The sequence below is a fragment of the Oligoflexus sp. genome (genome assembly GCF_035712445.1).
In the GTDB taxonomy this organism is placed as follows: Bacteria; Bdellovibrionota_B; Oligoflexia; order Oligoflexales; family Oligoflexaceae; genus Oligoflexus.
Genome location: NZ_DASTAT010000109.1, coordinates 36,555 through 48,615, shown reverse-complemented (window position 1 = coordinate 48,615; position 12,061 = coordinate 36,555). Strand labels below are relative to the sequence as shown.

Annotated in this window: 10 protein-coding genes; 7 read left to right on the top strand and 3 right to left on the bottom strand. The window is 53.5% G+C overall.

Translation table 11 applies throughout. The features are described from left to right. Window positions 1–87 precede the first annotated feature (87 nt). On the bottom strand, window positions 88–771 hold the full coding sequence (locus VFO10_RS24050; RefSeq protein WP_325144542.1) for a response regulator transcription factor: 684 nt from the start codon (window positions 769–771) through the stop codon (window positions 88–90). Between the two features lie 722 nt (window positions 772–1,493). Between VFO10_RS24050 and VFO10_RS24045 the strand changes: the two genes are divergently transcribed. Then, window positions 1,494–2,786 (top strand): Vps62-related protein, encoded by a 1,293-nt coding sequence (locus VFO10_RS24045; RefSeq protein WP_325144541.1) that lies wholly within the window; start codon window positions 1,494–1,496, stop codon window positions 2,784–2,786. A gap of 49 nt (window positions 2,787–2,835) precedes the next feature. Here the strand turns inward: VFO10_RS24045 and VFO10_RS24040 are convergent, their stop codons facing one another. Continuing rightward, entirely contained in the window at window positions 2,836–3,900 is a 1,065-nt protein-coding gene (locus VFO10_RS24040) for a hypothetical protein (protein WP_325144540.1), read from the bottom strand. A 296-nt stretch (window positions 3,901–4,196) separates the two neighbouring features. Here VFO10_RS24040 and rnk point away from each other — a divergent pair, with 296 nt between their 5' ends. Beyond that, the gene (rnk, locus tag VFO10_RS24035; RefSeq protein ID WP_325144539.1) at window positions 4,197–4,604 is read left to right on the top strand and encodes a nucleoside diphosphate kinase regulator; all 408 of its coding nucleotides are present in this window, start codon (window positions 4,197–4,199) and stop codon (window positions 4,602–4,604) included. Window positions 4,605–4,635: 31 nt separating this feature from the next. Here rnk and VFO10_RS24030 read toward each other — a convergent pair whose 3' ends face one another. Beyond that, entirely contained in the window at window positions 4,636–5,529 is an 894-nt protein-coding gene (locus VFO10_RS24030; RefSeq protein ID WP_325144538.1) for a LysR family transcriptional regulator, read from the bottom strand. Between the two features lie 256 nt (window positions 5,530–5,785). Between VFO10_RS24030 and kaiC the strand changes: the two genes are divergently transcribed. The 5 genes from kaiC to VFO10_RS24005 are packed head-to-tail and all read left to right on the top strand — an operon-like array spanning window position 5,786 to window position 12,012. Then, window positions 5,786–7,294: a circadian clock protein KaiC gene (gene kaiC, locus VFO10_RS24025; RefSeq protein WP_325144537.1), complete on the top strand. Its 1,509-nt coding sequence runs from the start codon at window positions 5,786–5,788 to the stop codon at window positions 7,292–7,294. Window positions 7,295–7,306: 12 nt separating this feature from the next. Further along, a complete protein-coding gene (locus VFO10_RS24020; RefSeq protein ID WP_325144536.1) occupies window positions 7,307–7,660 on the top strand; it encodes a circadian clock KaiB family protein in 354 nt (117 codons plus the stop codon). Further along, window positions 7,632–7,970 carry a circadian clock KaiB family protein gene (locus tag VFO10_RS24015; protein ID WP_325144535.1) on the top strand — a complete coding sequence of 113 codons (339 nt, stop codon included), beginning with the start codon at window positions 7,632–7,634 and terminating at the stop codon, window positions 7,968–7,970. Before VFO10_RS24020 ends, VFO10_RS24015 begins: the two co-directional genes overlap by 29 nt. Next, on the top strand, window positions 7,949–9,574 hold the full coding sequence (locus VFO10_RS24010; protein WP_325144534.1) for an ATP-binding protein: 1,626 nt from the start codon (window positions 7,949–7,951) through the stop codon (window positions 9,572–9,574). The genes VFO10_RS24015 and VFO10_RS24010 overlap by 22 nt, the downstream gene beginning before the upstream one ends. Before the next feature lie 11 nt (window positions 9,575–9,585). Next, a complete protein-coding gene (locus tag VFO10_RS24005; RefSeq protein ID WP_325144533.1) occupies window positions 9,586–12,012 on the top strand; it encodes a response regulator in 2,427 nt (808 codons plus the stop codon). Window positions 12,013–12,061: the final 49 nt, after the last annotated feature.

Here is a 12,061-nt window from a genome sequence, read left to right as displayed (position 1 = left end):
GGGTCTATCCTTTGGCAGAAAAATCTCTTACCAGGATACACCCATGGCTGGGGATTCAAAAGGATTTACCGCGGGGCTGCGGCTGCCTTACGTGGAGGCGGACGGATGGCCTGCTGGCTGCAGTTCGTAGCCCGCATCGGTGCAGACGACGGTCAGGCCCAGCGCAGCTATTTTCCGGCGAATGTTGCTGAGGTGCACATCCAGGGTCTTCTCGGAAACGTTGATATCCTTCCAGAGCGTCATCACCAAATGCTTCCGGGGCACGATCTGCTCGGGAGCCTGTAAAAAAAGGCTCAAAATGCGATATTCCTTGGCTGTCAGCTCACTCGAACGCGCGCTCTTGGTGAAAAGGGTCATGCTTAAAGGGTCGAGCTTCACTGCCGAAATGCAGGCGTCCTGACTGGCAAGGCGATTCAGGAAGATATCAATCTTGACCTGCAGCTCCGATTTGCTGAAGGGCTTGGAGATGAAATCAAGAGCGCCGACCTTGAAGCTACTGCGGATGGCGTCCTGCTCATCCAGACCACTGACGATCAGAAATGGCGTTTCCTGCAGTCTGGGCGCCAGATCATCAAAAATCGAGTGAAGGCTTCCATCGGGACACATGAGGTCGAGTATCATCAGATCAGGAAGAGGGAGGCTTTTCAGTCCGTCGCGGAATTCCTGGAGGCTGGAGAAAAGGGTCAGCTTATAGTGACGGCTGAGCATATCTTCGTAGATGGCCTGCATCTGCAGATCGTCTTCCAGAATCCATATGCTTTTAGCTGACATGACCGTTTTCCTTACTCCTGATGACACAGTAAAACCGGGTGGCAAAGTGCCAGGACGCGGGGGCATCGAAAACGTACTCCAGACGACGCACGGTCTTCCTCATCGCTTTTAGGCCTCCATCCATAAGATAGTAATATCTCAGATTTGAGGCTTTGCCAGGCCCTTTATATCACAGGCCTTTCTTTGTCAGGGCCCCTACTAGACAGATTGTAGCAATCATAAACGCTGGCCGTGCTCCCTTTTGCTGCGTTCATTCCTTGGCAACATAAGTGCATCATGGCTTTGCGAGATAAACATCGAAAGGCTTATCGGCAAAATCACAGGGTAAGGACCGTCAGTAAATTTTTCTTAACCCTTTCGTTCGACGCGAACGCCGGCGCAAAAGTATGCCCTGTCTGACTTTGAAAGGCTGACTTGAGACAAGCTGAGACGCATCACGAGCTTTCGTAATTCGAAATTGAGGGATTTCGTGCTGTCCGGTTCGGTCGGCTTCACAATTTTCAGCCGTTTCGCGGCTTTCGGCGCAGAGCGGCTTTGAGCGAAATTTACGGCCGTGTTCGTCGCCCACATCAACTTGTCGTTTCCCAGAGACCTTGTTATAGGCTTGGGTAAGAACAAATTTTTCATTTCATTCTTGATGAAAACTTGGATGCGGAAAGACTGCGAATGCCTGCCAGGTATTGTGTTGCGGGCTTTTCTCGTGTTCAAAAAGGGGGACGACGATGACAGTGATCAAGGGTAAGACCCGCCGTTTTTGGCCAGGCTGGGTCCTTATGGTAAGTTTGCTGCTCCTGCAAAACTTCGGTAAGCCACTCCACGCGGATGTTTGGACCCCGTTCACTTCGGAAGAAGAGGGCGATGCCTCGCCGGCCCTTTGCGCCTCGGGCTTTGTCTCGGGTCTTCGCTGCACAGGACGGTACTGCGATAATCTTGCTTTAAAATGCAGCAGCGATGCGATGGTCGGCGAACGCAGCTGGACGGGTTACGTTTCGGACGAAGGCGGCGAGGCACTATGCCCAAGCGGCCAATGGGTGGATGGCGTGCGATGCAGCGGACGTTACTGCGATAACGTTTCCGTTCGCTGTGCTGCGGCCCCCCAGTTGAATCCTGATCGTTGCTACTGGGCCCCCTCCCTGTCGGAAGAGGATGGCGGCACCATGGATTTTGGCAGCGGGACCTATTTGAAAGGCGTGCGCTGCCGGGGCCGTTACTGTGATGAGGTGGAACCTTACATTTGCCAGACGGCACGACCAGCATGCACAGATGAAGCCTGTCGCGCGGAGCAGGCCCAGCGATTTGCGCCACTCCTGCGTTTTGATCAGGTTCAAGGCGCGACGGATAAATGTCTGCCGGGTGATGCTGGAGATTACTATGAGCTGCGCAAATCTGGTTCGAAAGAACGGGTGTGCAACACCGACACCAGCTCGGTTGAAAATGGTCGCGTTCCGATCTACTACGCCTATCAGGATTGCAGCCTGGATACGACCGTTATCATGTACTGGTTTTTCTATGGCTATCAGGACACCTGCACAGGAAGCCTGGGATCCCATGATGCCGACTGGGAACGCGTAGCGGTGAAGATTCGCAACAATCGTGTGGAACGCGTGCAGTTCTATCAGCATGGTGGGCATTACACAAGAACGCCGGGGGAACTGGAATTCGTCGACGGCACGCATCCTGTGGCCTATGTCGGCAAGAATTCCCACGGGTCTTATCATGACTCGGGTGGGTCCGGCAGCTGTCTTTATTTCGAGGATTATCGCAATCCCGGATCGCGGGACCTTCGCATGCAAACCTGGAAAAATCTGGTGGAACTGAAGAATACCCCGGAGTCCCCGGAATGGATGCGCACGCAATCGGATGTTTACTTCGATGGCATTCCCGGACCGCTGGCGCGCGGCATCAATCTTTGCGCCCTGCCTGGCTGTGATGGAAAGGATTTTCAAATCGGATCGGCGCTGTGCTTTGGTCAATGCGGCTGTTCGAAGAGTTCGATCGGAGATTCGCCCTTTTAAAGAAGAAATGAGCCTTCAGCTCGACAGGAGCCGAAGGCTCGCACCAATCCTACCAACGATAGAGGGCGGCGACCGGTGACGGGGTTGGCATCATGTTCTGGGGCAGCACGTGAGCGTTGCCTCCGCGCAGGATGACCTCCTGGGCCAGATCACATAAGACGTCGTCGCCGATGGGGTCGGTCTTTTGCTTCAGGCGGATCACCTTTCCGCTGCCCCGGTCCAGCCGCCCATAGAGCATCTGATCTTTCGAAACCAGGATATGGGCCACGCGCCCTAAAAAAATCGACTCGGCGATCTCGGGCAGATGCTGCGAGGCTTTGCCCTTGGATTGCAGCGCGAGATACTGGTTGGCGAGAACCAGAGAGCGCGTCTTGAAAAAGTTCTCCGCAATCTCCAATGCGAGTCGATGCAGGACGGATGAATTCCCCTCGCTATAGCGGAAATTGATCCCTTCCTTCAAAAGGTAGGGGATCCTGCTGCTGCAAGCAGCAAAAAGTTTACGCAAGGGAAGCGAGCCCACTGTGATGACAGGTCCCTGGCTGCCCCGGATCAGTTTGCAGATGTCCGCCTTGCATTCATTGAAGAATCGACGAAGGCGCGCCGGTGTCGGAAAAGTCGTGACGGTTTCCGCTTCATCGGCCGGAGGCTCGGCGTAGCGTTTCCATTCTTTGAGACCGGATGAATCGCCGATGAAGAGAATCAGCTGGTTTCGGGTCAGAGTCACCACATGGAAGACAGTCTGCTTTTGTATCATCGGCAGGATCGGTTTCAGGTGGAAACTATCGCTGATGGACACATAGTCCTTCACAGGAATGGATGTCGGGAAAAATCCGTTGACGTCAAAGGACGAGAACAAGGCGAGGCCCTCGGCCCGATGAGGCGTGAAATAGAGCGCTCCAACCCCTTGCCGCAGTGGTTTCATGAGGGTTTGCCTCTCATCCGCGCTGCAGACATAGGAAAGGCTCTTCTCCATATCATCCAACTGCGACCGCAGTCTGTGATAGATGTTGACGTGACCCTGGAGTTTGATGCTGAGGTCCACGTAAAGGGAGAGACAGGGGTAACCTTGCGCTTTGATGAGTCCATCAAAATCATGGATAGAAAGACGTTTCATGAATCCTCCACCTCTTGGGTTTTGATATTGAAGCATCTATAGCATATCCAAGGATTTTAAGGGCTTTTCATAATATCGAAGGGACCCTTTGATTTTATATATTGGCCAGCGTCCGGGAAAAGCTCTACAAAGAAGACCAAGGGATATCGCAACCAACAGTGGCAAAAGAAAGGAGATTCGCATGTTATCGCCTACCAGTCCCGTCACTCGCTGCCTTTTCCACCTCCATCCGTCATACCTCGCGCTGATGTTGCAACGATGATGCGGATCTCTAAGTCAAGGAAAGGAAACATTTTATGAAGACCAACAACTCCATAATCATTTCCGAAAGAGACTACAACGATCTTGTGAATATGCTGGAATCTTTGAGCACATCTGACTTCAGGAAAGCGTCTTTCCTGGAAGAGGAAATGCTGCGCGCGGAAATCGTGGAATCGGGGAATATGCCGCCCGAAGTCGTGGCCATGAATTCCAACGTGCGCTTTGTGGATATGGAATCAGGTGAAGTCCTCGGGGTGCAGGTCACTTATCCTTGGGATTCCAATATTGATGAAGGCAAGGTGTCCGTGCTGGCGCCTCTAGGAAGTGCGCTTCTTGGTTTGGGAGTGGGCCAGGAAATTGCCTGGCCTCTCCCGAACGGTCGCACCAAAAACCTTCGGGTGGTGCGTGTGGAGAAGGAAACTGAAAGTGCGGTCGCCATGTGAAGGTCTGAATCCAGAGCTGAATTAAAATCGGCTAGGCGTGCTCGACGAGGGAGAATGTCTCCAGTAGCTGAGCGGCTATGGGGTTGACGACATGCATCTTCACCCCTGTAAGCCAGATCTGCTCGCGAAGAGCTTCGAATACGCCGATTTTAATGAGTTTACCGTCCTCTACGAAAGGCTCTGTTCTATAGCTCGACATAGCGATGAGCGCGTGTCCTGACAGCGCGAGTCGCTTGTCGAGCTCGATTTCCTGGCTTTCGCCGATCACCCGCGGCGTCAGGCGATTCCTTTTGAAAAGATGCTCCAGATCGTGCCGCAGCTTGCTGTGAAAGCTCGGCAGGATGAATGGCTGACCGTTGATCGAGTCAGGAAAATTCTTGCGGAGAGGCGCATACTTCTTCGAACCATAGACGACGACGGGCAGATCCGCGACACAGCGGCTGAAAAGCCCGGATTTTGATGTCAGGGGAGCATGCGAGTTGGTGAGGACCAGATCCAGGCGATGCGATTTCAGGTCACCGAGCAGCTCTTCACTTCCAGCTTCCATGACCGAAACAAAGCAGTCGTCGATCGCATAGGCGGCGATAACAAGTTCATGCGCGATACTCTTCGGAATGCTATCCAGTATCCCGAGATTGACCCGCAAAGGTCCGGCACCCTTGCCGCTTTTGACCGCTTCGAGCATTTCGTTTCCAAGTCGGAAGATCTCGGACGCATAGTCATAGACCACCCGCCCGGTTCCAGTCAGCATCAGGTTTTGCTTGCTGCGATCGAAAAGCTTTTGCCCCATCAGCTCTTCCAGTTGGCGCAGCTGGATGCTCAAGGTGGACTGGCTCAACCGCAAGCGACGAGCCGCCTTCGCCATGCTGCCCTCCCGAGCGATCAGGTAGAAATAGTAGAGATGATGGTAATTGATCCAGGCCATGGCAAACTCTCAGTTCAATCTTTGCAAGCAATTGCTCATGCTTTGTATCATAGCCACGGGAATCCTGCATCCCCTCCTGAGCCCGTTGCGAACCTTGATCGTCCATGAAGCAGGCTCAACCGAAGCAGGCGACGCCACGTCTTCTGCTTGCGGAAATACGAAATACTTTCTATTCTAGCGCGAGTCGTGGGGGCTTCGTACGCATAATAGAAAGCGCGCGAACCTGCCGATTGATCCTTTCTACTAGGACTCCCTTATGAGCTCCGATGAAGCAGCTCTGCCGGCTCTTCAGAAGGTTCCGACCGGAATCAAAGGCTTTGATGAAATCACGTACGGTGGTTTGCCAGCAGGGCGGCCAACTCTGGTGACCGGATCAGCAGGTAGTGGAAAAACTCTGTTTGGCATTGAATTTCTGGTTTCCGGAGTGAACCAATATCATGAGAACGGCGTCTTCATGTGTTTCGAAGAAACGGAAGACGATCTGGCTGTCAATGTTTCCTCCCTGGGCTTTAACTTGCGTCAACTCGTCAAGGATGGAAAGTTGGCTATTGACTTTGTCAGTATCCAGCGCTCGGAGATTGAGGAAACGGGTGAGTATGATTTGGAAGCGATTTTCGTCCGCCTTGATTACGCCATCTCTCAGGTCGGCGCGAAACGGGTGGTCCTGGATACCATCGAGTTTCTCTTCGGTGCTCTGAAGGATACGACGATTATTCGAGCCGAACTCAACCGCTTATTTCGCTGGCTGAAGGAAAAGAAAGTGACAGCCATTATCACGGCCGAGAAGGGCGCCAACACTTTAACGCGGCATGGTCTCGAAGAGTATGTGTCAGACTGTGTGGTCTTTCTCGATCACCGCGTGGACAATCAGGTTTCCACCCGTCGGCTTCGCGTCGTTAAATACCGAGGATCGGCCCACGGCACCAATGAATATCCCTTTCTCATCGATCAGAACGGGTTTTCCGTGCTGCCGTCGACAACGCTCAACCTGGATTACCCTGCATCAAGCGAACGCATCCCGAGCGGCATTCCCAAGCTTGATCAGATGCTCGGAGGCCAGGGTTACTATCGCGGCAGCTGCATATTGGTGTCGGGATCGGCAGGGACAGGCAAGACCAGCCTGGGCTCAAGTCTCGTCGCAGCGACATGCCGCCGTGGAAAAAAATCGCTGATGTTTTGTTTCGAAGAAACCCCCGAACAGCTCTTACGGAATATGCGTTCCATCGGTATGGAGCTTGGTCCTTATCGCGAGAGCGGGCTTTTAAAGATCGTGCCGTCCCGACCTTCCTTGTTTGGACTGGAAAGGCATCTTGTTTCGATACACAAGCATACCGAAGAGTTCAAACCTGAGGTCCTGGTGATCGATCCGGTGACGAGCTTTCTGATCAGTGGCGGGATACTGGACGTTCACATGATGCTCCTGCGGCTTCTGGATTTGCTCAAGGAAAAGCATATTACAATCCTGCTGCTGGGCCTGGCCCGCGGCCCTGGGGAATTGGACAGCAGTGATGTAGGGATCTCGTCTTTAATTGATACATGGATCAAGATGCAATCCGTGGAAAGTAACGGCGAAAGGAATCGCACGATTCAGATCCTGAAGTCCCGGGGAATGGACCATTCCAATCGGATCCGAGAACTGCTGCTCACTTCACAGGGAATCGACCTCGTCGACGTCTATTTTGGTCCAAATGGTATTCTGACAGGATCAGCTCGCATGATGCAACAGGCTCAGGATCGGTTGCGATTGGACTGGTCCAATGGTTGATTGAGATTAGATATGAAAACTATGACGAACCCATCCCCGCAGGACGAGAAGAAACGCATTATCCTGAGGCTCTACGTAGCCGGACAAACGCCCAAGTGCCTCGCCGCGATCGACAATCTCCAGGAGATCTGCAGGCACCACCTGGAGGGCTACCAGTACGAGGTGCAGCTGATCGACCTATGGGAACAGCCGCAGCTGGCGAAAGGAGATCAAATCGTTGCGGTGCCGACATTGATACGACGCCTTCCGCCTCCGCTGAAACGCATCATTGGGGACCTTTCCAATACGGAGAAGGTCCTGGTCGGTCTCGATATCCGGCCGGTAAAGGAGGCTGATGATGAGCGCGACAACAAGCGTGATCGCTGATGGCGTCCCGATGCAGTATGTCTTCTGCCTTTACGTGGCAGGATTATCGGTGAGGTCTCAGCGAGCGATCGAGGAAATCAAAGCCACCTGCGAAAGCTTTCTTAAGGGTCGTTACGAGCTTGAGATCGTGGATATCTATCAGCAGCCAGCTCTCGCGAAAGCCGCGCAGATCGTCGCTGTCCCTACGCTGGTGCGTACCTTGCCATCTCCCATGCGGCGTTATATTGGGGATATGTCCAAGAAGCAGGGGATTTTGATTTCTGTCGGCATGCGACAGCAGGAGCGGACATGGAAAAGTCCTCCGAATTGAATCTGTCTGACGAGAGTGCACAGGAGGTCGCAGTCCTGCAGCAGCGGCTGCAGGAGGCTGAAGAACTGCTGCACGCAATTCAAGCGGGCGAGGTGGACGCCCTGGTCGTCAATACAGAAGATGGCGAGAAGATTTTCACGCTGAGTGGCGCGGATGAGGTTTACAGGGTCTTTTTGAATTCGATGGAGCAAGGAGCTGTCGTTCTGGGGCTTGCTGGAATGATCACATACTGCAACTCCAGCTTCGCAGGCCTGCTCGGACTTCCCATTCAAACCATCATGGGCAAGGATTTGGAAGGATTCGTATGTGAATCGGACAGAGACAGCTATCGGGAGCTGAGCCTCAAAGCCAGCGTGACCCCAAGCAGCGCTGAGCTGGGACTGAAAGGCCCCGCGGGTGATCGGATCGATACCCTCGTCTCCTTCAATTCGATGCCGACCAGTCAGCGGGCTTTGATCTGCCTGATCATCACTGACCTCAGACCGCAAAAGAAGAACCTCGAAGCTCTTCGTGAAAGCAGGGAGTGGTTTCAGATCCTGGCGGATTCCATGCCCCATATCGTCTGGACGACGGATGCGCGGGGTCATGCCACGTATTTCAATCGGCGCTGGTATGAATTCAATGGTCGAGTTCCCGAGAAGGATTCGGAGAACGACTGCGATATGGCCGCCATTATTCACAGCAATGATCTGCCTTCATACGATACTCTTTGGACCAGTCTTGTGCATGATCCTCGGCCCTTCCACATGGAATGCAGGCTTCTCGCGGCTGCCTCGAAGCTCTATCGCTGGCATCTGATCCAAGGCCTTCCGGTGACGAGCAGAAGAGGTGGGGCTCTGCAATGGATCTGCACCGGCACGGATATTCATGAGCAAAAGTGCATCGAGCAGGAACTGGCCCGGTCCAATGATGAACTGGCTCAATTCGCCTTCGTCGCCTCGCACGATCTGCAGGAACCCTTGCGTAAGATCATGAACTACGTCGGCGTCTTCACGGCCAGGTATCGGGATCTGGTTGATGAGTCGGGACGCAGGTATCTGGATCAAATAGTCGAGGGATCGCGTCGGATGCGTGATTTGATCCAGGGGCTTCTCAATCTCTCGCGGGTTGGTCATGAGAATCTGGAGAGTCAGACGCTGGACATGTCGATGATTTTGGACGACGTGTTGAACGACCAGGCGGCTTCGATTTCATCGGCGGCAGCGCACCTGAACGTCCAGGCCCTGCCCAAGGTTAAGATGCCGCGCAGTGAACTCTACCAGATCTTTAGCAATGTCATCGCCAATGCGGTGAAATTTAGACGGGAGGACGTTCCTCTGCAGATCAGCGTATATGCTGTGAAATCAAACGAAGGTGATTTGGACTTGACTGTCCAGGATAATGGGATCGGTATTGAAAGCCAATATCTGGAGCAGGTCTTTGTTCCGTTTAAGCGGCTTCATACGCAAACGAAGTACCCTGGAGCCGGCCTGGGGCTTGCGATATGTAGAAAAATAATGGAAAGGCACGGCGGAAGGATGCGGATGGAGTCAGTCGTAGGCCTTGGGTCTTGGGTTCACGTCTTGTTTCCAGCACAGATGGTGCTATGGAATGCGCAGCAATAAGGGATGGTTCGATGGCCGCACAGCATGCAGAAATTTTGCTCATAGAAGATGATCTGGGTGATTCGGATCTCACGCGGGAAATATTTCAGAAGGATTCTCGGAACAACCGCCTGACAGTGATCGAGGACGGGGCGGAAGCGATGAAATATTTTTTTGGTCAAGTCAAGGTGAATGGAGCCAGACGACCAGACCTTGTCATTCTTGATCTCAATCTTCCGAAGATCGATGGACGGGAGCTTTTGCGGGAATTGAAGTCAGATGAGGAACTAAGGGATATTCCAGTCGTGGTGTTCACAACGTCCAATGCCCAGGCGGATATTTCCCTGTGCTATAGTCTAGGCGCCAATTGCTATGTATCGAAGCCGCATGAGTACCAGGAGTTTGAGAACGCGGTCGGAGTTATCAGGGACTTCTGGCTGCGCTTCGGATCCTTGCCCTCGGAAACCGATTCCAAGGCTCATGGCACAGGTCCGGCCGATCAGGGCGGAGCGCGGACCCTGAATCTACTCGTTGTTTCCAAGGACTCCCATGAACCGTCGTCCTCGGACGATTTTCGGCAGAAAGCCAGGACGCTGGGCCTGGCCGTCGCCTGTCGCGAGGCGCCTGAGGATGCGATCAAGGTTTTGGAAAAGGACGAATTCGATCTTGTTCTTTTGGATGCCGATGGCCTGGATCATTGGGACGAGATCATGCTGGACAGGATTCGCGCACGTGCCAGGCAGGCGCCCATCGTTGTGTTCCATCATGCGAGAGCTGGTGATTCAAAGGGGGGTGTTTCCGTCTGGCAGTTCATGCTGAAGGCTTGGGGAAAGGGACGAGCGGACCTGCCGCCGCGTCGATCCATCGAATTGCTGGACGAATTGGTGAAGCAGCGAACGACCGATCTTTTGGATGTGAACAAGCGCCTGCAGGAAGCTGTCGTTGCTCGATCCGCGGCCGAAACTGCAGCCCGTCGCAGCGAGGCGCGCTACCATAAGCTGGCGAACAGCACCTTTGAAGGCATCGTGGTTCATGAAGGCGAGAACATCGTTGATTGCAATCTGAGCTTCGCGAATTTCTTTCAACTCCAAGTCGCGGAGCTTCTAGGCCGGAACATCCTGGAATTGATTCAGGACAATGAACGCGGGTTCTTTCAATCCAAGATCAAGTCGGATGATGAAAGCCCTTTCGAAAGCTATGGCATCCGCCGGGACGGGGAAAAGCTGCAGCTGGAATTTCAAAGCAAATGGCTGGATGATGGAGAACGCAAATATCGGATCACAGCCTGTCGCGACTTCAAGGAAAGGCGTGCCCTGGAACAGCTGCGCGTTCGTCACTCGGCGCTGATCAAAGTCAATAGGGAGCTGGAGCAGTTCGCCAGCATCGCGTCCCACGATCTGAAAGAACCCATCCGCACCATCGAGAGCTACCTGTATCTTCTGCGGAACGAGCTTCAGAATCAGTGTTCGTTGCAGGCGAAAAAGTACATGGATATCGCGATAAAATGCTCGGGACGCATGAAGACGCTGACGAACGACCTTCTCAGTTTCTCAAGGATAGCGGGTGCGGAGTTCACTCTGGTGCCGGTCGACCTTCAGGATGCCCTCGATCTGGCCCTTGAAAATTTGCAGGAAGCCGTCCGTGAGTCCGGAGCTGTCATTGAACATGAGGTCTTGCCGCTTGTGCAAGGCGATAAGTCGCAGCTCACTCAGCTCTTCCAGAACCTTCTGAGCAATGCCATCAAATTTCGCAAGCCCGGTGAGACGCCGCGGATTCAGATCCGGTCGAAGCGCCTGGATGGAGCATGGCAGATCTCGGTGCAGGACAATGGGATCGGCTTCGAGCCGAAGCATGCTCAGAATATTTTCCTCATGTTTCAGCGGCTGCATTCCCATGATCAATATTCCGGTTCAGGCCTGGGACTGGCGATCTGCTTTAAGATCATGGAAAATCATCAGGGCCGTATTTGGGCCGATTCATCCCCGGGCCAGGGATCCACGTTTCACTTGACTCTGCAGCCGGCTATCCTGGAAAACCTGGCCGGGCGAAGGATTTTGATCGTCGATGATTCGGAGGATGTAAGGGCCTTGTTCGAACATTTGCTGACGGCACGCGGGGCGCAGGTGGTGACAGCGGAGAATGGTGAAGACGCCTTGACGAAGGTGAGCAGCGAAGCCGGCTTCGATATCATCATTATGGATATCGAGATGCCGAAGATGAGTGGGACGGAAGCGACCGCGGCCCTGCGCAAGAAAGGTTTTGCGAGGACGATCATTGCCTTTACAGGGCACACAAGAAAGTGGGCGGAAAGTGATTACAAGCCCTTGGGATTTGACGGCTATATCTGCAAAGATAACGCGATTGTCGCCCTGCCGGATTATTGCCTGCGTATCCTGAATGGTCGGGAGCCTTCCCTTCCGAACAGGGCATGTCTGAGTCCAGCAGGTTCCACGATTTAGACGGAATGTGAAGCCGATTCTGGTGGCTTGATGTCTTCAAGCCACCAGA

Coding starts and splice junctions, on each gene's coding strand:
- VFO10_RS24050 (WP_325144542.1), bottom strand. CDS start 771: ATGTCAGCTAAAAGCATATGGATTCTGGAAGACGATCTGCAGATGCAG.
- VFO10_RS24045 (WP_325144541.1), top strand. CDS start 1,494: ATGACAGTGATCAAGGGTAAGACCCGCCGTTTTTGGCCAGGCTGGGTC.
- VFO10_RS24040 (WP_325144540.1), bottom strand. CDS start 3,900: ATGAAACGTCTTTCTATCCATGATTTTGATGGACTCATCAAAGCGCAA.
- rnk (WP_325144539.1), top strand. CDS start 4,197: ATGAAGACCAACAACTCCATAATCATTTCCGAAAGAGACTACAACGAT.
- VFO10_RS24030 (WP_325144538.1), bottom strand. CDS start 5,529: ATGGCCTGGATCAATTACCATCATCTCTACTATTTCTACCTGATCGCT.
- kaiC (WP_325144537.1), top strand. CDS start 5,786: ATGAGCTCCGATGAAGCAGCTCTGCCGGCTCTTCAGAAGGTTCCGACC.
- VFO10_RS24020 (WP_325144536.1), top strand. CDS start 7,307: ATGAAAACTATGACGAACCCATCCCCGCAGGACGAGAAGAAACGCATT.
- VFO10_RS24015 (WP_325144535.1), top strand. CDS start 7,632: ATGAGCGCGACAACAAGCGTGATCGCTGATGGCGTCCCGATGCAGTAT.
- VFO10_RS24010 (WP_325144534.1), top strand. CDS start 7,949: ATGGAAAAGTCCTCCGAATTGAATCTGTCTGACGAGAGTGCACAGGAG.
- VFO10_RS24005 (WP_325144533.1), top strand. CDS start 9,586: ATGGCCGCACAGCATGCAGAAATTTTGCTCATAGAAGATGATCTGGGT.